The organism is Porphyrobacter sp. AAP60, from assembly GCF_001296025.1.
Lineage (GTDB): Bacteria > Pseudomonadota > Alphaproteobacteria > Sphingomonadales > Sphingomonadaceae > Erythrobacter.
In genome coordinates, this window is sequence record NZ_LJHV01000011.1 from 1 (window position 1) to 19,595 (window position 19,595).

20 protein-coding genes are annotated in these 19,595 nt (G+C 63.2%); 13 read left to right on the forward strand and 7 right to left on the reverse strand.

What is annotated here, in order from left to right:
* Positions 1-211: 211 nt before the first annotated feature.
* Positions 212-898: a class I SAM-dependent methyltransferase gene (locus tag IP79_RS10405; protein ID WP_054119246.1), complete on the reverse strand. Its 687-nt coding sequence runs from the start codon at positions 896-898 to the stop codon at positions 212-214.
* Between the two features lie 211 nt (positions 899-1,109).
* Between IP79_RS10405 and rpmI the strand changes: the two genes are divergently transcribed.
* The 3 genes from rpmI (at position 1,110) to IP79_RS10420 (ending at position 2,777) form a co-directional block, all read left to right on the forward strand.
* Entirely contained in the window at positions 1,110-1,313 is a 204-nt protein-coding gene (rpmI, locus tag IP79_RS10410; protein ID WP_054119415.1) for a 50S ribosomal protein L35, read from the forward strand.
* Positions 1,314-1,364: 51 nt separating this feature from the next.
* Positions 1,365-1,724: a 50S ribosomal protein L20 gene (rplT, locus tag IP79_RS10415; protein ID WP_054119247.1), complete on the forward strand. Its 360-nt coding sequence runs from the start codon at positions 1,365-1,367 to the stop codon at positions 1,722-1,724.
* Positions 1,725-1,862: 138 nt separating this feature from the next.
* Positions 1,863-2,777 (forward strand): helix-turn-helix domain-containing protein, encoded by a 915-nt coding sequence (locus IP79_RS10420; RefSeq protein ID WP_054119416.1) that lies wholly within the window; start codon positions 1,863-1,865, stop codon positions 2,775-2,777.
* Between the two features lie 14 nt (positions 2,778-2,791).
* Here IP79_RS10420 and IP79_RS10425 read toward each other — a convergent pair whose 3' ends face one another.
* A complete protein-coding gene (locus IP79_RS10425) occupies positions 2,792-3,673 on the reverse strand; it encodes an SH3 domain-containing protein (RefSeq protein WP_054119248.1) in 882 nt (293 codons plus the stop codon).
* 201 nt (positions 3,674-3,874) lie between these two features.
* Here IP79_RS10425 and IP79_RS10430 point away from each other — a divergent pair, with 201 nt between their 5' ends.
* From IP79_RS10430 to IP79_RS10445, 4 genes are all read left to right on the forward strand, one after another.
* The gene (locus IP79_RS10430) at positions 3,875-4,705 is read left to right on the forward strand and encodes a helix-turn-helix domain-containing protein (protein WP_233994173.1); all 831 of its coding nucleotides are present in this window, start codon (positions 3,875-3,877) and stop codon (positions 4,703-4,705) included.
* 80 nt (positions 4,706-4,785) lie between these two features.
* Positions 4,786-5,886, forward strand: a complete 1,101-nt coding sequence (pheS, locus tag IP79_RS10435; RefSeq protein ID WP_054119249.1) for a phenylalanine--tRNA ligase subunit alpha — start codon at positions 4,786-4,788, stop codon at positions 5,884-5,886.
* On the forward strand, positions 5,883-8,273 hold the full coding sequence (pheT, locus tag IP79_RS10440; RefSeq protein WP_054119250.1) for a phenylalanine--tRNA ligase subunit beta: 2,391 nt from the start codon (positions 5,883-5,885) through the stop codon (positions 8,271-8,273). Before pheS ends, pheT begins: the two co-directional genes overlap by 4 nt.
* Positions 8,270-9,016 (forward strand): SDR family NAD(P)-dependent oxidoreductase, encoded by a 747-nt coding sequence (locus tag IP79_RS10445; protein ID WP_054119251.1) that lies wholly within the window; start codon positions 8,270-8,272, stop codon positions 9,014-9,016. The genes pheT and IP79_RS10445 overlap by 4 nt, the downstream gene beginning before the upstream one ends.
* Positions 9,017-9,019: 3 nt before the next feature.
* On the opposite strand, the gene IP79_RS10450 is transcribed toward IP79_RS10445, so the two are convergent.
* Positions 9,020-9,679 carry a hypothetical protein gene (locus IP79_RS10450; protein ID WP_156318288.1) on the reverse strand — a complete coding sequence of 220 codons (660 nt, stop codon included), beginning with the start codon at positions 9,677-9,679 and terminating at the stop codon, positions 9,020-9,022.
* A 137-nt stretch (positions 9,680-9,816) separates the two neighbouring features.
* Between IP79_RS10450 and IP79_RS10455 the strand changes: the two genes are divergently transcribed.
* The 5 genes from IP79_RS10455 to IP79_RS10475 all read left to right on the forward strand — a co-directional run bounded on the left by IP79_RS10455 (position 9,817) and on the right by IP79_RS10475 (position 14,757).
* Positions 9,817-11,349, forward strand: a complete 1,533-nt coding sequence (locus tag IP79_RS10455; RefSeq protein WP_054119418.1) for a peptide chain release factor 3 — start codon at positions 9,817-9,819, stop codon at positions 11,347-11,349.
* Between the two features lie 38 nt (positions 11,350-11,387).
* Positions 11,388-12,269: an alpha/beta fold hydrolase gene (locus tag IP79_RS10460; protein WP_054119253.1), complete on the forward strand. Its 882-nt coding sequence runs from the start codon at positions 11,388-11,390 to the stop codon at positions 12,267-12,269.
* 17 nt (positions 12,270-12,286) lie between these two features.
* A complete protein-coding gene (locus tag IP79_RS10465; protein WP_054119254.1) occupies positions 12,287-12,850 on the forward strand; it encodes a pyridoxamine 5'-phosphate oxidase family protein in 564 nt (187 codons plus the stop codon).
* Between the two features lie 197 nt (positions 12,851-13,047).
* Positions 13,048-13,386, forward strand: coding sequence for a P-II family nitrogen regulator (locus IP79_RS10470; RefSeq protein ID WP_054119255.1), 339 nt, complete (start codon positions 13,048-13,050; stop codon positions 13,384-13,386).
* A gap of 12 nt (positions 13,387-13,398) precedes the next feature.
* Positions 13,399-14,757: an ammonium transporter gene (locus IP79_RS10475; RefSeq protein WP_054119256.1), complete on the forward strand. Its 1,359-nt coding sequence runs from the start codon at positions 13,399-13,401 to the stop codon at positions 14,755-14,757.
* A 257-nt stretch (positions 14,758-15,014) separates the two neighbouring features.
* Here the strand turns inward: IP79_RS10475 and IP79_RS10480 are convergent, their stop codons facing one another.
* Genes IP79_RS10480 through IP79_RS10495 form a run of 4 tightly spaced genes read right to left on the reverse strand, consistent with a single transcriptional unit; the run spans position 15,015 to position 18,455 of the window.
* Positions 15,015-16,604: a GMC family oxidoreductase gene (locus IP79_RS10480; RefSeq protein WP_054119257.1), complete on the reverse strand. Its 1,590-nt coding sequence runs from the start codon at positions 16,602-16,604 to the stop codon at positions 15,015-15,017.
* Between the two features lie 25 nt (positions 16,605-16,629).
* Positions 16,630-17,592 carry a sterol desaturase family protein gene (locus tag IP79_RS10485; protein ID WP_054119258.1) on the reverse strand — a complete coding sequence of 321 codons (963 nt, stop codon included), beginning with the start codon at positions 17,590-17,592 and terminating at the stop codon, positions 16,630-16,632.
* The gene (locus IP79_RS10490; RefSeq protein ID WP_156318290.1) at positions 17,585-17,992 is read right to left on the reverse strand and encodes a hypothetical protein; all 408 of its coding nucleotides are present in this window, start codon (positions 17,990-17,992) and stop codon (positions 17,585-17,587) included. The genes IP79_RS10485 and IP79_RS10490 overlap by 8 nt, the downstream gene beginning before the upstream one ends.
* 31 nt (positions 17,993-18,023) lie before the next feature.
* Entirely contained in the window at positions 18,024-18,455 is a 432-nt protein-coding gene (locus IP79_RS10495; protein WP_054119260.1) for a TIGR01244 family sulfur transferase, read from the reverse strand.
* A gap of 259 nt (positions 18,456-18,714) precedes the next feature.
* Here IP79_RS10495 and IP79_RS15895 point away from each other — a divergent pair, with 259 nt between their 5' ends.
* On the forward strand, positions 18,715-19,479 hold the full coding sequence (locus IP79_RS15895) for a cold-shock protein (RefSeq protein WP_054119261.1): 765 nt from the start codon (positions 18,715-18,717) through the stop codon (positions 19,477-19,479).
* Positions 19,480-19,595 lie beyond the last annotated feature (116 nt).

The following is a 19,595-nucleotide window of genomic DNA, read 5'->3' on the forward strand; positions in this document are numbered from 1 at the left end:
ACATCCTTGCAAAGTCGTCAACACAAAGTCGCCATTCGCCTATCCACCCACTACCCGCCATGCCGCAAGTGCCTCAGCTTATCCGAAAGCAGCCACTTCCAGAGCGGCGCTTGCCCCGTCTTGACCTCACCTTGACCCTGCGTAGACCCCTTCTAGACGCCCTTGCCCGTTCGGTGCCGCAATGTTTCACGTGAAACATTGCGGCCAGGGCCTACCGGTTCAGCGCATTGATCGCAGCGAGGGGCCGTGACTCGACCTCGCGCGCGGTCTGGGCTTTGTGCTTCCAGCCCCAGGTCAGCAGGCATGGCGGCACATTCATCAGCGCCAGCCCTGTCTCGATCTGTTCGAACCGTGCCTGCGTCAATTCGCGCGCGACCGGCTTGAACTGGTAGGTCATGAAAGCCCCGCCTTCGTTCATTACCCGGTAGGTCGCATCCGCGATGTTTCCGGCCACGGTGGCGGGCAGCGAGGAAAACGGCAGGCCGGAGATGATGTAATCCGCCCCCGCATGGCCGCTCTCGCGCACGAAGCGTTCGACATCGGCGGCCGAACCCAGCACCACCTCCAGGCGCGGATCGTCAATCGTCTCTCTGAGATAGTCGACAAATCGCGCGTTGGTGTCGATCGCCAGCAGCTTGCCGTCCGCGGGCAGGCGGTCGAGAATATGCGTGGTGAAGGTGCCCACGCCCGGCCCGTACTCTACGAACAGGCGGCAGCCCTGCCAGTCGACCCGCGCCAGCATCGCGTCGATCGTGCTGCGCGACGAGGGAATGACCGAGGCCACCATGCCGGGATTTTCGATGAAGCCGCGAAAGAAGATCGCGGCCTGTTCGATAAAGCGCCGGCCCTTGCGCGATGGACGTTGGGCGGACGGGTTGCTGAGTTTTCTGGTGTTCATGCGCTTTCCCTACTAGGCGATTTGTGACAGCGGGCAATGCCGACATTGCAACGGCTGCAACATCACGCCGCTTTAACGGCACTGCCGGGCCGCTTGCCTTTTGCCCGTCTCCCGCCTATGCGCGCCAACTTCACTGACACGAATCAATCAGCCAGCCTGGCGACAAGGGCTGCCATGGCCGGTTCCGACGTGTCTCAATCAGGAGATGAAAATGCCCAAGCTGAAGACCAAGAGCGGTGTGAAGAAACGCTTCAAGATCACCGCCACCGGCAAGGTCAAGCACGGCGTCGCTGGCAAGCGTCACCGTCTGATCAGCCACAACGCGAAGTATATCCGCCAGAATCGCGGCACTTCGGTCCTGTCGGCCCATGATACGCCGACGATCAAGAAGTGGGCGCCCTACGGGCTGGATTGATGCGAGCCGGGCCCCGGCCCTTATGCATCTTATAAATAAGGATATACTTACATGGCACGCGTCAAAAGGGGTGTAACCACCCGCGCCAAGCACAAGCGGATTCTCGACCAGGCCAAGGGCTATCGCGGTCGCCGCAAGAACACCATCCGTGTCGCCCGTCAGGCGGTCGAAAAGGCCGGGCAATATGCCTACCGCGACCGCAAGGTAAAGAAGCGCACGTTCCGCGCCCTGTGGATCCAGCGCATCAACGCCGCCGTCCGCATGGAAGGCCTGACCTATTCGCAGTTCATGCACGGCATCAAGTTGGCCGGCATCGAACTCGACCGCAAGTCGATGGCCGATCTGGCGATGAACGAAGGCGGCGCCTTCAAGGCTGTGATCGCCCAGGCGAAAGCTGCGCTGCCCGCATAAGCGGTTCGCACGGCGAAAATATCAAGGCGGGTTCCTGCGGGGGCCCGCCTTTTTCGTGCCCGCCCTGCCCATTGTGACGGTTGTATAAAACCGTCACCGATCTTGTAGAATCGCGTCAGTTGCGCCATGTCGGTGGGCATGGGGGATCATTTGGACACGACTGCCGCAAACGGCCTTGCGCCAACTGCAGGCTACCGGCTCAAGGCCGAGTTCCACGAACCGCCTCCCCAGTTCGAGGGGTGCTTCACCACCTTCTACCGCGCGACGCTGGAAATCGACGATGGCGGCGAAAGCCTCGATGATTACCTTCAGCCCGAATGGGCCAATCTGCGGTTTTTCTGCGGCGGCGCGCCCGATGCGTCGATCGGCACATCGCAGGTTAGCGGAGCGCATTTTATCGGAACCGGGCCAAGCTCGCTTGCCTGCCGGTTTGCCCTTCCGCCGATGCAGATGTGGGGTGTGGGCATTCTCCCGCTCGGCTGGGCGCGGTTCTTCAGTGCCGATGCGGCCAGTTGCGTCAATATGGTGTGCGACGGCGCGCAGCACCCGGCCTTCCGCCAATTCGCGGGCCTCACAGACATGTTGTGCAATCCCGAAATCGACCCCGAAGAACAGCTTGCGGCAATCACCACCGCCATGACCAGAGCGATGCGGCCCACCCGCGATGATGTTCGCATCCGACGCGTCCACAACGAATTGGTGAACGGCGATTTTGCCTCGGTGCATGATCTGGCCGATGCCTGTGCCATGAGCATCCGCACGCTGGAGCGGATGTGCGCGCGCTATTTCGGCTTTTCGCCCAAGCTGCTGATGCGCCGGCAGCGCTTCATGCGCAGCCTTACCACCTTCATGCTGCATCGCGGCAGTCGCTGGACCGAAGCGATGGATGCGCATTATCACGACCAGGCGCAATTCACCCGCGAGTTCCGCGAGTTCATGACCATGAACCCGAGCGAATATGCCGCGCTGGATCACCCGATCCTGACATCCTTCATGGAAGCGCGGGCGCGGGTGTGGGGCAGCGCGGTGCAGACACTCGACACACCGCGCTGAACCCGGTTGCAGGCTTAACGCAGGTCTTCGACCGAGACCCAGCCGGTGGTGCCGAAATTGTCTTTTACCTCGATGAACAGGCCAGCACGCTTGCCTGTCGGATCAAGCTCGGTACCGGCCCGCAGGGATCGCACCGCGCTGGCATCGGCGGCGGCGGCAGAGCGCATCACGGTATCCACCGCGACCACCGCCGATGGCTCCGCCGCCGCTCCTCCGGCGGCCTCGGGCGCAGACGCCATCAACTCGCGCTGGGCGACCAGCTGGTTGAAGGCGAGCACAAAGGCCTCGGTCAGCATCTCGCCGTTCTTGTTACCCTGATAGCCTGAGGCATTGGCCGCTGTGCCCGCCCACCCGTAGGATGCGTTGCCGAAATTGATCGACGATTTCTTGACCGTGCCTTGCCCCATGGCGACTGTCATACCATTCGCCGGGCTGACCACGCGCAGGCCTGCGGCGACAGTTTTCTTCTTGCCGCCCAACCCGCCGAACATGCCAAGCACCGCGCCTCCGCCCGGAACGCCGCGCAGCAGGCTTGAAGCCGCGCCAGAGCGCACCAGTCCTTCCATCGCGGCGCCCTTGGCCATTTCCATTCCCTGATCGACTTCCTCGGCAGAGCCGGCAATCGCAGTGACAAGGAAGCGGGCGGGCGCAGTGTCATTGGGGTTGTCGATCGTGAAGCAGCCGCTTTCAGTCGCCAGAGCATTGATCAGAGCGCGAGGCGAACCCAGCCCCCATTCGGTCCACCCGGCCTGATCGCCTTCGACCAGTGCGATCGAGCCGATGGTTTCGCTGCAACGCACCAGTTCGGGCGTGCCCTTGTCATCTTTGGCGTGCAACGGCGCTGCGATCACGGCAGCAGCGGCGATGCCGAATGAAAATCTAACAGTTTTTGTCATGGTTTACCCCCCAAAATGCTCCAAAAAGGGATTGTAAGATGTGTCCAAAGCTTCACATTGTAAGAACACGACCCGGCTAGGGGTGGCCGTCAGGGGGGAGGGTGAACCATGCATGCCAGAACAGGCAGTTCTGTCACTATCCGCTTTAGCCTTCCGGACGAGGCATTGCGGCCTTTTATTACAACCTTTTATTGCACCGACGTGAAGTGTTCGATGTTGCAGCCCTGGCTGGAGGATTATCTCATGCCAGAATGGGCCAATCTGCGCTTTCTGGATGCGACTTCGGTGCAGACAGTGATCGGGGCGGGTGAAGTCAGCACCAGCCCTGATTTTGCGGTGACCGGGCCGACCAGCCGCGCGATGCGGTTTCGCATCGGTTCGGGGCGCAGCTGGGGTATCGGGCTGATGCCGGCGGGCTGGGCGCTGCTGACTGGCGTGTCGGCGGCGGAATATGCCGATCGTTCGGTGGACGGTCGCGCCGATCCAGCCTTTGCGCTGTTCACCCCGCTCGCCGATGCGCTGGCGGCGAGCAACGAAGATTATGCTGGCGAATTGGCGATGATCCAATCGCACATGGCGCGGCTGTGTGCCGCTGCGCCGTCAATTGATCCCGCGATTGCCGCGCTCAACGCCGCATTGGTCGATCCCGACACGGTGACGGTGGCAGACCTTGCCGCGCGGCTGGGCGTGGCGGTGCGCAGTGTCGAGCGCTTGTCGCGCCGGGCATTCGGTTTTGCGCCCAAACTGTTGCTGCGCCGCCAGCGGTTTCTGCGCAGTCTTGAACGCTTCATGCTCGATCCCGATCTGACATGGCTGGGCGCGCTGGATTGCCACTATCATGATCAGTCGCATTTCGTGCGGGATTTCCAGCGGTTTATGGGGATGTGCCCTTCCGACTATGCCCGCAAGGACAAGCCGCTGCTGGCGGCGGCGACACAGGCGCGAATGGCAGCGGCGGGCCATGCAATGCAGGGGTTGCATGATCCGGAAGGCAGCATTGGCGTTTCGACCGGAGCGAGGGAAACAGCCTGACCTGACAGGCGCTTTGCAAAACGCGCCATTTGACGCTAGCGGACGGCCCGCGATATCCCGCGTGCAGAACACCTGAGGCCATGACCGACATTACTTCGCAAACACAGGCCGCGCTGGCCGCGATTGGCGCCGCGACCAGTCTTGAAACGCTGGAAGAACAGCGGCTCGATGCGCTGGGCAAGAAGGGCTGGGTCAGCCTTGCCCTGAAGACGCTGGGCGGGATGAGCCCGGAAGAGCGCACTGCGGCTGCGCCTGCGATCCAGTCAGCCCGCGCCGCGATTGCCGATGCGCTCGATATCCGCAAGGCGGCGCTGGAAGCGGCCGAGCTGGAAGCCCGGTTGGCGCGCGAGACGCTTGATCTGACCTTGCCCGCTGCGGCATCGCCCAAGGGATCGGTGCACCCGGTGTCGCAGGTAATGGACGAGTTGGCTGAAATCTTTGCCGACCTGGGCTTCGCGGTCGCGACCGGGCCCGAGATCGAGGATGACTGGCACAATTTCACCGCGCTCAACATGGATGAAACCCACCCGGCGCGGGCGATGCACGATACGTTCTATTTCCCCGACAAAACCAGTGACGGGAAAGACATCCTGCTGCGCACCCACACCTCGCCTGTCCAGATCCGCTCGATGCTGGATCAGGGCGCGCCGATCCGCATCATCGCGCCGGGCCGCGTCTACCGTTCGGACAGCGACGCGACCCACACGCCGATGTTCCATCAGGTCGAAGGCCTCGTCATCGACAGGGACATTCACCTCGGCCACCTCAAATGGACGCTGGAGACCTTCTTCAAGGCCTTCTTCGAGCGCGAGGATATCGTGCTGCGGCTGCGGCCGAGCTACTTCCCCTTCACCGAACCCAGTGTCGAAGTCGACGTGGGCTACTCAACCGAGGGAGGCCGCCGTGTGGTTGGCGGGCACGGCGATGCGCCGGGCCATGCGTGGATGGAAATCGGCGGCAGCGGGATGGTCAACGCCCGCGTGCTCGAATTTGCCGGGGTTGATCCTGCGGAATATCAGGGTTTTGCCTTCGGCCTCGGGATCGACCGGATTGCGATGCTGAAATACGGGATGAACGATTTGCGCGCCTTTTTCGATGGCGATGGCCGCTGGCTGGCGCATTACGGTTTTTCGCCGTTCGATCAGCCGACCCTGTCTGCCGGCGTGGGAGCGAAAGCATGAAGTTTGCGCTCACCTGGCTCAAGGATCACCTTGAAACCTCCGCCACCGTCGCAGAAATCTGCGATGGGCTGAATGCGATCGGCCTTGAGGTCGAAGGTGTCGAAGACCCGGCCGAGAAGCTGGCGGGATTCCGTGTCGCCCATGTGCTCACCGCGGCGCGCCACCCCGATGCCGACAAGCTGCAAGTGCTGACAGTGGACACCGGAGAAGGCGATCCGTTGCAGGTCGTGTGCGGCGCGCCCAATGCGCGGGCCGGGATGAAAGGCGTGCTCGGCTTGCCCGGCGCGGTCGTTCCGGCGAACGGCATGGTGCTGAAGAAGAGCGCGATCCGCGGCGTCGAGAGCAACGGCATGATGTGCTCGGTGCGCGAACTGGAACTGGGTGAGGATCACGACGGGATCATCGAATTGCCCGCTGACGCGCCGGTGGGAAAAAGCTTTGCCGATTACCACGGCTCCAGTCCGGTGATCGAAGTGGCGGTGACGCCCAACCGGCCCGACTGCATGGGCGTTTACGGCATCGCCCGCGATCTGGCGGCCAAGGGGCTGGGAACGCTGAAGCCGATTGCCATGCCTGCCTTCAGCGCGGCGGGCGCGTGCCCGGTCGAAATCCGCACCGACGACCCGGAAGGCTGCCCCGCGTTTTATGGCCGGGTCATCACCGGCGTGACCAATGGCGCATCGCCTGATTGGCTGCAAGCGCGGCTGAAAAGTGCGGGCCAGCGCCCTATTTCGTTGCTCGTCGATCTTACGAATTACCTGATGCTCGGCTACGGCCGTCCGGCGCATGTTTACGACCTTGCCAAGCTGCAAGGCGCGATGGCGGCGCGGCGGGCGGTTGACGGTGAGCAATGCGAGGCGCTCAACGAGAAAACCTATACGCTTGATGCGAGCATGACGGTTATCGCGGACGAGGTGCAGGTGCACGACATTGCCGGGATCATGGGCGGCCAACATTCGGGCGTGAGCGAGACGACCACCGATGTGCTGCTCGAAATCGCCTATTTTGATCCTGCCCGCATCGGCGCGACAGGTCGCAAGCTGGGGCTGTCCTCCGACGCGCGCACGCGGTTTGAACGCGGGGTTGATCCTGCGTTTCTGGATCAGGGCCTTGATTTGCTGACCGGGCTGATCGTGGAACTCGCTGGCGGAAGTCCCAGCGAAGTGGTGCGCGCCGGTTCGCCGCCGAGCGATACCAAGGTCATTCCCTTCGACCCCGGCCTGACGCTGCGTCTGGGCGGGGTAGAGGTGCCGGAAGCCGAACAGCAGCGCATCCTCGAAAGCCTTGGTTTCAGCGTCGGTGAGGGCTGGCGGGTCACCTGCCCGCTGCGCCGCCACGATATCGAAGGCCCGGCCGATCTGGTCGAGGAAGTCGTGCGCATCCACGGGCTCGACACAGTGGCAAGCGTAGCCCTGCCGCGTGCCGAAGGGGTGGCAAGGCCGACCGCAACGCCGCAGCAGAAGCTGGAACGCGGATTGCGCCGCGCTGCTGCTGCCAGCGGGTTGAACGAGGCAATCACCTGGAGCTTCCTGCCCGAATGGGCAGCGCAGCATTTCGCCACCGGTAACGAGCCGCCATGGGTGCTCGCCAACCCGATCAGCGAAGACCTCAAGGCGATGCGCCCCGCGCTGCTGCCCGGCTTGCTGATGGCGGCCAAGCGCAATGGGGATCGCGGCGCGGCATCATCGCGGCTGTTCGAAATCGGTCGTCGCTATTTCCGCGCCGCTGATGGGTTGAGTGACGAAAAGCCGACGCTCGGCATCGTGCTGGCGGGCGAAAAGACGCAGCGCGGTTGGCAGGCGGGCAAGGCGCAGGCTTTCGATGCTTACGACGCCAAGGCGCTGGCGCTCCAGCTGCTCGATGCGGCAGGCGCGCCGGTGGCGAACCTGATGGTGATGGGCGAGGCCGGACCGCAATTCCACCCCGGCCAATCTGGCACCTTGCGGCTTGGGCCCAAGACGGTGCTGGCGCGCTTCGGGATGGTGCATCCCGCAACGCTCAAGGCCTTCGATGTCGACGGGCCGATCGCAGCGGTCGAGCTGTTTCTCGACGCAATTCCCGCCAAGAAGGGTGCCGCCTTCGCCCGTCCCGGCTTCACCCCGCCGGCGCTGCAAGCCGTGACCCGCGATTTCGCCTTCCTTGTGCCCGAAGCGTTGGCGGCTGGCGATCTCGTCCGCGCCGTTCAGGGTGCGGACAAGGCAGCGATCACCGCCGTGCGCGTCTTCGACGTGTTCCAAGGGCAGGGCGTGCCCGAAGGCCACAAGTCCATCGCGGTCGAAGTCACGCTTCAGCCGGGCGAGGCGAGCTTCAAGGATGCCGATCTCAAGGCCATCGCCGAGAAGATCGTCGCCGCTGCGGCCAAGCAGGGCGGGGAGCTGCGCGGATGAGCAAGCTTGCTTTCGTCACCGGCGCCACCGCCGGGATCGGCCTTGCCACCGTCCGGCGCCTCGTCAAGGACGGCTGGCGCTGCGTTGCCACCGGGCGGCGGCAGGAGCGGCTCGACGCGCTGGTTGCCGAACTCGGCGCGGACAAGGTCCACGCGATTTGCTTCGACGTGCGTGACACCGCCGCGCTCGACACTGCGCTGGCGAACCTGCCCGAGGGCTTCCGCGATATCGACTTACTGGTGAACAACGCCGGTCTCGCCCAAGGGCTGTCCGCGGCGCAGAACGCCAATCTCGATGATTGGCAAACGATGATCGACACCAACATCACCGCAATGGTGGTGCTGACCCGCAAGCTGTTGCCCGGCCTGATCATCCGCAAGGGCGCGATCATTGCCATCGGTTCGGTTGCGGGAAGTTACGTCTATCCCGGCGGCAATGTTTATGCCGGGTCGAAGGCCTTTGCCAACCACTTCACGCTCGCCCTGCGCGCCGATCTGCACGGCACCGGCGTGCGCGTCACCAGCATCGAGCCGGGCATGGTGGAGACCGAATTCACCGTGGTGCGGACCGGCAGCCAGGAAGCGTCGGACGATCTGTATCGCGGGGTCAATCCGATGAAGGGCGAGGATATCGCCGACACCATCGGCTGGATCGCGAACCTTCCGCCGCATCTCAACATCAACCGGATCGAACTGATGCCGGTCAATCAGGACTTCGCGGGCTTCCGCGTCGCGCGCGACTGAACCTTACTGCGGCCAGTCGCTGTCCTGTCGGGGTGTGTTGGTGCCCCAGCCGATATCGCGTTTCGGCGTGTTCGCACCCCAACCGCCGCTCTGGTCGGCGCTCCGGAACTCTTCCTGCTCCATTCGAGACATCATCGCGGCGGCTTCGTTGGCCTGCTGGATCTGCTCCTTCATGCGCGGATCGGCGTTGATCATTGCGTCACCCGCCGGGTTGAGGGCCAGCAAGTTGAACGGGCGCTTCTCGATTGCTGCATCGACGTGTTCCTGCGCCAGCTTCTCCATCAGCGCCATGGTGTAGGCCTGCGACTGCATCGCTTTGGCCGCACGTTCGGCATTCTTGCCCACGGGTGGTTCTATCTCTGTCGATACAGATGAGCCTTCGCCATCGGCTTTGACCGTGGTGACGAAGCGCATCATCTCGGCGCCGTCTGCGCCGATCAGGGCGGTGACGACGGTCTTGTTATCGGGCCGGGTAACCCTGCTGCCCTTGATGTGGCTGCCCAGCACATGGGTCGGAACCGTGGCGTTGCTGAGTGACGTGAGCACCTGGACGGGCGGCACATCATAATGTTCGTCTGCCGGGCCCATCCCGAGCCACAGTGCACCGCCCAGCGGCACCGCCAGCATCATTACGATCGGCCCAAGAGGGACGGATTCACTCATCACTGTTGCTCCTCTGTCGATGCACCTGCGTTTTGTTGCATAAACTGAATAGCTTACTGCCGCGTAAATCGCGCGGACATGGCTGCAGGCGCGTTTCCGTGGACGCTTGGCGCAAACCGGGCTATGCGCGCGGCCCCATGACAGCATCCCTTGGACAGACGCGCCGCACCTTCGCCATCATCTCGCACCCTGATGCGGGGAAGACGACGCTCACCGAAAAGCTACTGCTGCAAGGCGGCGCAATCCATCTGGCGGGCGAGGTCAAGGCGCGGGGGCAGGCGCGGCGGGCGCGGTCGGACTGGATGAAGATCGAGCAGCAGCGCGGGATCTCGGTCACGTCGAGCGTGATGACCTTCCTCAAGGACGGCATCGTATTCAACCTGCTCGACACACCGGGGCACGAGGATTTTTCGGAGGATACCTACCGCACGCTGACTGCGGTGGATTCGGCGGTGATGGTGATCGACGCCGCCAAGGGCATCGAGCCGCAGACGCGCAAGCTGTTCGAGGTCTGCCGGTTGCGCTCGGTTCCGATCATCACCTTCGTCAACAAGGTCGACCGCGAGGGCCGCGATCCTTTCGAGACGCTGGACGAGGTCGCCGATATGCTGGCGCTCGACGTCAGCCCACAGATGTGGCCGATCGGCATGGGCGGGGAATTTGAAGGCCTGCTCGACTTCAAGACCGAGACGGTGGCGCGCCCCGAAGGCCCGAGCCGCGAATACCTCGGCACCCGTGACACCGCGACCATCCCGCAGCGCTTCGCCGACGAGATCGAGCTGGCGCGCGGCGGTTACCCGGAATTCGACCTCGAAGCCTTCCGTCACGGCGATCTGACCCCGGTCTATTTCGGATCGGCATTGAAGAATTTCGGCGTCGGCGAGCTGATCGACGCCATCGCCCGATATGCCCCGCCGCCGCGCCCACAGCCTGCGGGCGAGGAGCAGATCAGCCCCGATCGCGACGAGGTCACCGGCTTCATCTTCAAGGTGCAGGCCAACATGGATCCCAACCACCGCGACCGGATCGCCTTCATGCGGCAGGTGTCGGGCACCTTCAAACGCGGCATGAAGCTGACTCCGTCGGGGCTCGGCAAACCGATTGCGGTGCATTCGCCGATCCTGTTCTTCGCGCAGGACCGCGAGTTGGCCGACACCGCGGAAGCCGGCGATATTATCGGTATCCCCAACCACGGCACCCTGCGCGTGGGCGATACCTTGTCCGAACGCAATCAGGTGCGCTTCACCGGCTTGCCCAACTTCGCGCCGGAAATCCTGCGCCGCGTGCAATTGCGCGATCCGACCAAGACCAAGCAGTTGCGCAAGGCGCTCGACGATCTTTCCGAAGAGGGCGTGATCCAGGTGTTTTACCCGGACATCGGCTCGGCCCATATCGTCGGCGTGGTCGGGCAATTGCAGCTGGAAGTGCTGATTTCGCGGCTGGAGGCTGAATACAAGGTCGAAGCCGTGCTCGAACCTTCGCCCTTCGCCACCGCACGCTGGATCAAGGGCGATGAGAAGACGCTGGAGGAATTCGCCGGGTTTAACCGCGCCAACCTCGCCCGCGATCGTGATGGCGATTACGTGTTCATGGCCAAGAGCCCGTGGGACGTCAGCTATCAGGTCGAAAAGAACCCGCAGCTGACCTTCTCGGCGACCAAGGAACGGTAGTCTTGCAGGACGGGCAGGTTCGCGGCATGGCATCACGCATGCACGATACTGGCCCGACTTCGCAGACCTTCATTTCGCAGCGCCTTCGCCTGAACTACCTCGAATGGGGCGGGCCCAGAGAACGTGATTCCAAACCGCCGCTGGTGCTGGTGCATGGCGGGCGCGATCATGCGCGGTCGTGGGACTGGACGGCTGAGGCGCTGAGTGCGGATTATCATGTCATCGCTATGGATCATCGCGGCCACGGCGATAGCGACTGGGTGTCCGACGGGGTCTATTCTGCCGCTGACATGGTCTATGATCTGGCGCAGCTGATCCACCAACTGGGCGTTGGCCCGGTGCGGATGGTGGCGCATTCGATGGGCGGCAATGTCGCACTGCGCTATGCGGGCGCCTTCCCCGACATGGTGACCAAGCTGGTCGCGATCGAAGGGCTGGGGCCTTCGCCCGAAATGCGCGCCAAGCAGCGCGCCGTGCCTTACCCCGAGCGACTTGCCGAGTTTATCGAAAAGAAGCGCAAGGCTGCCGGACGAACCCCGCGCAAATATGACAGCATCGAAGCTGCCTTTGCGCGGATGATTGAGGAAAACGCCTATCTCACCGAAGAACAGGCGCGGCATCTGACAGTCCACGGCGTCACCCGCAACGAAGACGGCACCTATAGCTGGAAGTTCGATCCGCATCTTAATGTCTGGCCGGTGGAAGACATTGGCGACGAGTTCGTCGAAGCGCTGTGGGCCGCGATCACATGCCCCACGTTGCTGCTTTACGGGGCCGATAGCTGGGCGTCGAACCCGGAAAAGGACGGGCGGATTGCCCATTTCAAAACCGCGCGGGTGATCGAGTTCGAGAAGGCGGGTCACTGGCTGCACCACGACCAGTTTGACCGCTTCATTGCCACTTTGCGCGATTTTCTGTGATCTGAAGGAGGCTGGCGATGGCGGAGTTCTTCGATGCGCTGAATGACAGGCACATCGCGATGATCACCGCGCAATCGGTTTTCTTCGTTGCCACGGCAGCGGCAAAAGGACGAATCAATCTCAGCCCCAAGGGCTATGACGCGTTCCGGGTGCTGTCGCCCAACCGGGTCGCCTATATCGACTTGGGCGGATCGGGGAACGAGACTCACGCGCACCTTGCCGCAGATGGCCGGATTACGGTGATGTTCTGCAATTTTCAGCAGCCCGCGCTGATCCTGCGGATCTACGGGAGCGGGCGCGCGGTTTTGCCGCAGGACGCGGGTTGGGACGCACTCGCCGCGCAGTTCACCCTGATGCCCGGTACCCGGCAGATTTTCGACATCGCGGTGGAGAGCGTGCAGACCTCGTGCGGCTGGGGCGTGCCCTTCATGGCGCTGGAGGGCGAGCGCGACACGCTGAAAAAGGCGCATCGCCAGTCCGATCCCGCGCAGTGGGAGGCCAAGACAGCCATGCGCACCAGCAGCATCGATGGCCTGCCAACGCGGCCCACGGATCGCTACATTGCGGGCGACGAGGGCTAACAGCCTGACGGCTCACGCCACAACTCGCCGCAAAAATTGCCCAATCGTTAATCACACGCCTAAAAAATAGGCAGGTATTCTCCCTCAGGTGCGAAGAAACGCTCTGATTCCGCTGCGTCAACCGCGTTACACTAATATGGCACGCTTGTTGCTGTGACTCCCGTAGCCGGAACGAGCCGGTGCAACAGGGGCCACAGATGAAGTTCATCATCGCCATCATCAAACCGTTCAAGCTCGACACTGTGCGCGAAGCCTTGAGCGGCATCGGCATCGCCGGGATGACCGTGACCGAGGTCAAAGGCTTTGGTCGCCAGAAGGGTCAGACCGAAATTTACCGCGGTGCCGAATACTCCACCAACATGCTTCCCAAGGTGAAGCTCGAAATCGCTGCCAGCGACGATATCGCCGCGCAGGTGGTCGAGACCATTCAAACGACTGCCAACACCGGCGCGATCGGTGATGGCAAGATCTTCGTATTCGACCTCGCGTCCGCCACCCGCATCCGCACCGGCGAGTCCGGCGAAACCGCGCTTTAAAGGGGCCAAGCAATGAAGCGTATTCTTCTCAATGCTGCAGCGCTGATGACGGGAGCGGTTCTGCTTGCCGCACCCGCACTCGCCGCGCCGGTGGCTGAAGCTGCCGAAGTCGTGACCGAAGCGGTCGAAGCCGTGCCCAATCCGGGCAACAATGCCTGGATGATGACATCGACCGTGCTGGTGATGCTGATGATCCTGCCCGGACTTGCGCTGTTCTATGGCGGCCTGACCCGGTCGAAAAACATGCTGTCGACCATGACGCAAGTCGGCGCCACAGCCTGTCTCGCAATGCTGATCTGGGTGATGTGGGGTTACAGCCTCGCATTCGGCGACACTGTTTATGAAGGTACGCTGGGCCTGTTCGTCAGTGGGGGCAGCTATTTCCTGTCTGGCACCGATGCCAGCAGCACTGCGGCGACCTTTACCGATGAAGTCATCAGCAAATATGTCTTCATCAGCTTCCAGATGACCTTCGCCGCGATCACCGCTGCGCTTATCCTCGGCGCGACGGCAGAACGGATGAAGTTCAGCGCAGTGATGGCTTTCGTGCCGATCTGGCTGACGATCGTCTATTTCCCGATTGCGCACATGGTGTGGGCTGGTGGCGGACTGCTGTTCGAAGACGGCGCGCTCGATTTCGCTGGCGGCACCGTGGTGCACATCAATGCCGGGATCTCCGGTCTGGTGCTCGCCTATCTGCTGGGCAAGCGTCGCGGCTATCCCTCGGAACCGATGCCTCCGCACAGTCTGGTGATGACCATGATCGGCACCGGCTTGCTGTGGGTGGGCTGGTTCGGGTTCAACGCTGGTTCGGCGCTGGAAGCTGATGGTTCTGCCGGTTTGGCCATGATCAACACCTTCGTCGCGACCGCGGCAGGGGCGCTGACCTGGATGGTGATCGAGCGTGCTGCCGGCCACAAGGGATCGGCACTGGGCTTCTGCTCGGGCGTGATTGCCGGTCTGGTCGCCGTTACTCCGGCGGCGGGCAACTCCGGCCCGTTCGGCGCGATCCTGCTCGGCATTGTCGCTTCGGCGGTGTGCTATGTCTTCGTTGCCAAGGTGAAGGCCAAGTTCGGTTATGACGACTCGCTCGATGCGTTCGGCATCCACGGCGTGGGCGGCATCATCGGCGCGATCGGGACGGCAGTGGTCTACCAGCCGTTCCTCGGCGGCCCAGGCGACGGTTCGACCGCGCTTGGCGACCAGCTCGGCGTGCAGATCTTCAGCGTCCTGGTGACCATCGCATGGGCCGGTATCGGCACCCTGATCGCAGGCTTCCTTGTCAAGCTGACCATTGGCCTGCGGGTCGATGAAGAAGCCGAAGTCAACGGCCTCGACATCTCCGAACATGGGGAGCGCGCCTACAACTAGGCACCTTCTCCACCAAGCTTGGCGGGGGGAGGCTCTCTCTCTCCCTCTCCTCTCCCCCCGCCTCACCACGTTCCTCCTGCGAACGAACAAACTGAATATGGCCGGAGCCGCGCAAGCGCTCCGGCCTTTTTTTGTTTCGCTCGCCCGTCCGGGCGAGCATCCTCGGTGCGTTTCGCGCTACGCGCGAGCACCTGCGGGCGCGCGGTCGCGCTTGCAGCCCTGAGGGCCGTTACAGCGCTTTCCAATTACTTGGGAGGTCAGTTCCGCTCAGCCGCCATCACGAAGTCTGCGCACCTCTCGCCGATCATGATGCTGGGCGCGTTGGTGTTGCCGCTGACGATCTTGGGCATCACGCTCGCGTCTGCCACCCACAGGCCCTCGAGCCCGTTCAGCTTCAGCGTGGAATCGACAACTGCGTCCGAATCGCTTCCCATGCGGCAGGTGCCGACCGGGTGATAGACGGTATCGGCCCGTGCACGGATCATCGCGTCGAGTGCTGCGTCATCGTTCAGATCGACGGGGTGGCGATCCTTCGGGCCAAATGCCTGCATCGGCGGAGCCTCGGCAATGCGGTGCGACAGCCGCACGCCTGCGCGCAACACCTCCATGTCACGTTCGTCATCAAGAAAGTTGGGATCAATCACTGGCGCGGCGGCGGCATCCCCGCTGCCCAGCCGCACCGTTCCGCGGCTTTCGGGGCGCAGCACACAGGCGTGAAGCGAGAAGCCATGCGCTTTTACCTTCTCGCGCCCGTGATCTTCCAGCACAGCGGGCACGAAGTGCCACTGCACATCTGGCGCAGGCGAATCGGGCAGCACCGTCCAGAACCCGCCCGCTTCGGCATAGGGCGTGGTCATCACGCCGGTGCGCTTGCGGCGGTGTTCGACAATCGCCGCCGCCATCCGCAGCGTGCCTTTCAGCGTCCCGCCGATCGGCACGTCGCTGTCCGTTTCCCAGCCGGAGACATAGTCGATGTGATCCTGAAGATTGCTGCCGACCGCAGGCCGATCCAGCACAACGTCGATCCCGTGTGCCATCAAGTGATCGGCAGGGCCGATGCCGGATAGCATCAGGATCTGCGGGGAATTGAAGGCGCCCGCGCTCAGCACCACGCCGCGCCGGGCAAGCAGGGTTTCGGATGCTCCGCCGCGCCGGATCTGGACGCCGGCAACGCGCCCCGCTTCAATCACCAGCTTTTCAACCAGCGTATCGGTGCGCACCGTGAAATTGCCGGAATCGCGGATAGGCTCGACATAGGCGCGGGCCGAGGTCCAGCGTTCGCCCTTGCGCTGGGTGACCTGGTACAGGCCGAAGCCGTCCTGCCGTTCGCCGTTGAAGTCATTATTGGTGCGCAGCTGCAAGGCAGCGGCGGCTTCGACAAAGGCGTGAGAGGCGGGGTTGGCTGCGGTCTGATCGGATACGAACAGCGGGCCGCCAGCGCCGTGGAAGTTATCCGCCCCGCGCTCATTCGCTTCGGCACGCTTGAAATAGGGCAACACGTCGTCATAGCCCCAGCCCGTGCAGCCCATCGCTGCCCAGTTGTCATAATCCCAGCGGCCCCCGCGGATATAGACCATCGCGTTGATCGCGGATGACCCGCCAAGGCCGCGCCCGCGCGGCTGGTATCCTGTGCGCCCGTTCAGTCCCTTTTGCGGGACAGTTTCATAACGGTAATTCGACTTTTCGGGGATGAAGGGCATGAAGCCCGGCGTCTTGACCCAGACATTGTCGTTGGTTCCGCCCGCTTCAAGCAGGCACACCCGGCGCGTGCCATCTGCCGCAAGACGGCCCGCAACCGCACTGCCCGCGCTGCCACCGCCAATGACGATGTAATCGAAACTCTCCATGTTCTCTCCCTTTTATGGGGGGAGATTAGGCAGCTTCGCGGCTGGCTGCAATCGGGTTTCGATCCGCCACTGATGTTGCGGCGGGTGCAACACCTGCGCCCGTGCGGGATTGCCATCTGGTGCGGATCATGTCGCTGGTTTCGCGGCTGCCATCATGGCTCCAGCCGGGTTCGCGCAGCAGATAGGACAGTTTGTGCCGCCACGGCGCACGCCAGATATCCTCCAGCATCCCGATCCATTCGTGGAACACCGACCAAAGCAGATTGAAACTGCCAAGTTGCTTGACGATGCCGTAACGGATCGTCTCGTCATCGACCTCGGGTTCGAAGGTGCCGAACAGCTTGTCCCAGACGATGAACACACCTGCGTAATTCCGGTCGAGATAGCGCGGATTGGTGGCGTGGTGGACGCGGTGGTGGCTGGGCGTGTTCATCACAGCTTCGAACCAGCGCGGCATCCGCTTGATCGCCTCGGTATGGATCCAGAACTGGTAGATCAGATTGAACCCGCCGCAGATCGCGATCATCGCCGGATGAAAGCCCAGCAGCACCAGCGGAACAGCGAAGAGGAAGCCGAAAGTCAGCGGCCCCGTCCACGTCTGCCGCAGGGCGGTGGAGAGGTTGTAGTGCTGCGAGGAGTGGTGATTTACATGTGCGGCCCACATCCAGCGTATGCGGTGTCCGGCGCGGTGCACCCAGTAATATTTGAGATCATCGAGCACGAAGCACAGCGGCCAGGCCCACCACACTGCCCACCATTCGGGGCCGAAGTCGAAAACCCGGTATTCGTAAGCCTCGATAAACGCTGCAACGGCAAAGCCGCCCAGAAGCGCACCGGCGACGGTCGAACCAAGACCGAAAGACAGGCTGACGAGCGTATCCTTGGGCTCGTAAGCCTCCGGAGCGCGGAATTTGGCCCAGATCATCTCGGCCAGCACCGCCACCACGAACAGCGGGACGGCATATTGGGTGGGGTTGAAATCAGGCATCGCAGCGATCGTTTAGCGCATTGATCGCCGCGGCCCAAGCATCAGGATCGGGGAGGGTCAGGCCGAGGCGGCCAAAGCGCCGTTCGCCGCTGTCGATAAGGATGTTGAATTCGCCGGGATGGCCTTCAAGCGTGGCGCAAGCGCGCGCTGTCAGCACCCTGCCGACAAAGCGGTTGCCGTGCGGCCTAATCAGCAAGATGCGGCCCTGTGCATCGCGTGCCAGGGCACCGGCGCCCTTCTGGTCGCAGGCGATGGCGGTTGGCGCAAAGCCATCCTCGATCTCGGCGGCAATCCGCCGCACATCCTCCGCATTGGAGAGCGGCGGGGCGGGCCCCAGCCGCAGCCACCACGCCAGCCCCGCCAGAGCTAGGATCGCTGCCAGTGAGCCTGCGGTCTGCATCAGCAAAGGCGGCACGTCCACAGACGGCGTCTCAACGCTGGCTGAGCATATCGATCATCGGGCGAATCGGGCTGACATCATAGCCTGCCTGCGCCGCTGCGCGGGCGATGGCGTCAGGCGCAACGCCCTGTTTGGCCGATGCCAATGCCCACAGCAGGGTGGAACGCGTACCTGAACGGCAATAGGCGAGAATCGGGCCCTCGGCCTGCTCCATCGCGGCGATCATCGCGTCCGCCTGCGGCTCGCTGAAGCCCGAATGGCCGATCGGAATGGTGGTATAATTGAGGCCGGCGACGGCGGCGGCGGCGGCAATATCGTCGCCCTGCGGCGCGGACGGCTCCTCGCCGTCGGGGCGGTTATTGACGATCATTGCCATCCCTGCGCCGGCAGCGGCCGCCACGTCATCCAGCGTAAGCTGCTGACTGACATAGATATTTTCGTTAATCTTGCGAAAGTCGCTCATCACCCCTCCGGCACCCAGATATTTTTCCGGCCATCGTCATGCCTGCCTGCGCGGCGGCACACAAGCGTTCGTGGGCGGCCGCTGCGGCGCCTTGCCTGCGGTCAGGTAAAATCGTTCGCAAAGCAACTCTTTGTGCGCTATGACAGAGGCAACGTGCGCACCGGTTTCCAAGTTCGGCGCGTCTGTGTCCGGTGCGGCTCACTGTCCCCGCCACCGGCGCATCGGAGGGCGGGCAGTGTGACAAGGTACGTACTGATCTATGGGTTACGATAGGGGACGCCGGCGCGGCCGCGACAAGCGCGACGGTTTCGGCGAAGATGGTTTCGATCCGTTCGGCGGCGGCAATGACGGCTTTTCGCCGCCACGCGAATTCGGCGGTGGCGGTGACCGTTTTGGCGGCGGCGGCGGTGATCGCTTCGGCGGCGGCGGCGACCGTTTCGGTGGCGGCGGCCCGCGTGGCGGCGGCGGCGGTGCTCCGCGTGGTCCTGGTGGCCCGGGCGGCGGCGCAGGCGGCGGCGGTTTTACCCGTATGCCCGCACAGATCGTCGGCACCGGCAAAGGCACCGTAAAGTTCTTCAACACCCAGAAAGGCTTCGGCTTCATCCAGCAGGATGGCGGCGGCGAGGATGTGTTCGTTCACATCAGTGCGGTTGAACGCGCCGGCCTCGAAGGCCTCGCCGAAGGGCAGGAGCTTCAGTACAACCTCGTGGATCGCGGCGGCAAAGTGTCGGCGCAGGATTTGCAGGTCGTGGGCGATGTGATTGCCGTGGCGGCCAAGCCGGCTGCCCCGCAGCGCGAACTGACCGGTGAGCGCGTGACGGGTACGGTCAAGTTCTTCAACGCGATGAAGGGCTTCGGCTTCCTCGTTCGCGATGATGGCCAGCCGGATGCGTTTGTGCACATCAGCGCAGTCGAACGCTCGGGGCTTTCGGCCTTGAACGAAGGCGAGAAGTACGAATTCGATCTCGAAGTCGATCGACGCGGAAAACATTCCGCCGTCAATCTGGCCCCGATCGAAGGCTGACCCCGGCCAAAACCGCTCCCGCGGTTTGACGCGGGCCCAGCGGAAGATTAACGGATTGCAGATGGCGGCTCTGGTTCAGGGCCGCCATTTGCGTTTGTTCTCCCAAGACACTCTCA

What these genes read in the sequence shown, in the direction of transcription:
- IP79_RS10405 (WP_054119246.1), bottom strand. Translation starts at nt 898, where the DNA reads ATGAACACCAGAAAACTCAGCAACCCGTCCGCCCAACGTCCATCGCGC.
- rpmI (WP_054119415.1), top strand. Translation starts at nt 1,110, where the DNA reads ATGCCCAAGCTGAAGACCAAGAGCGGTGTGAAGAAACGCTTCAAGATC.
- rplT (WP_054119247.1), top strand. Translation starts at nt 1,365, where the DNA reads ATGGCACGCGTCAAAAGGGGTGTAACCACCCGCGCCAAGCACAAGCGG.
- IP79_RS10420 (WP_054119416.1), top strand. Translation starts at nt 1,863, where the DNA reads ATGGGGGATCATTTGGACACGACTGCCGCAAACGGCCTTGCGCCAACT.
- IP79_RS10425 (WP_054119248.1), bottom strand. Translation starts at nt 3,673, where the DNA reads ATGACAAAAACTGTTAGATTTTCATTCGGCATCGCCGCTGCTGCCGTG.
- pheS (WP_054119249.1), top strand. Translation starts at nt 4,786, where the DNA reads ATGACCGACATTACTTCGCAAACACAGGCCGCGCTGGCCGCGATTGGC.
- pheT (WP_054119250.1), top strand. Translation starts at nt 5,883, where the DNA reads ATGAAGTTTGCGCTCACCTGGCTCAAGGATCACCTTGAAACCTCCGCC.
- IP79_RS10445 (WP_054119251.1), top strand. Translation starts at nt 8,270, where the DNA reads ATGAGCAAGCTTGCTTTCGTCACCGGCGCCACCGCCGGGATCGGCCTT.
- IP79_RS10450 (WP_156318288.1), bottom strand. Translation starts at nt 9,679, where the DNA reads ATGAGTGAATCCGTCCCTCTTGGGCCGATCGTAATGATGCTGGCGGTG.
- IP79_RS10455 (WP_054119418.1), top strand. Translation starts at nt 9,817, where the DNA reads ATGACAGCATCCCTTGGACAGACGCGCCGCACCTTCGCCATCATCTCG.
- IP79_RS10460 (WP_054119253.1), top strand. Translation starts at nt 11,388, where the DNA reads ATGCACGATACTGGCCCGACTTCGCAGACCTTCATTTCGCAGCGCCTT.
- IP79_RS10465 (WP_054119254.1), top strand. Translation starts at nt 12,287, where the DNA reads ATGGCGGAGTTCTTCGATGCGCTGAATGACAGGCACATCGCGATGATC.
- IP79_RS10470 (WP_054119255.1), top strand. Translation starts at nt 13,048, where the DNA reads ATGAAGTTCATCATCGCCATCATCAAACCGTTCAAGCTCGACACTGTG.
- IP79_RS10475 (WP_054119256.1), top strand. Translation starts at nt 13,399, where the DNA reads ATGAAGCGTATTCTTCTCAATGCTGCAGCGCTGATGACGGGAGCGGTT.
- IP79_RS10480 (WP_054119257.1), bottom strand. Translation starts at nt 16,604, where the DNA reads ATGGAGAGTTTCGATTACATCGTCATTGGCGGTGGCAGCGCGGGCAGT.
- IP79_RS10485 (WP_054119258.1), bottom strand. Translation starts at nt 17,592, where the DNA reads ATGCCTGATTTCAACCCCACCCAATATGCCGTCCCGCTGTTCGTGGTG.
- IP79_RS10490 (WP_156318290.1), bottom strand. Translation starts at nt 17,992, where the DNA reads ATGCAGACCGCAGGCTCACTGGCAGCGATCCTAGCTCTGGCGGGGCTG.
- IP79_RS10495 (WP_054119260.1), bottom strand. Translation starts at nt 18,455, where the DNA reads ATGAGCGACTTTCGCAAGATTAACGAAAATATCTATGTCAGTCAGCAG.
- IP79_RS15895 (WP_054119261.1), top strand. Translation starts at nt 18,715, where the DNA reads ATGGGTTACGATAGGGGACGCCGGCGCGGCCGCGACAAGCGCGACGGT.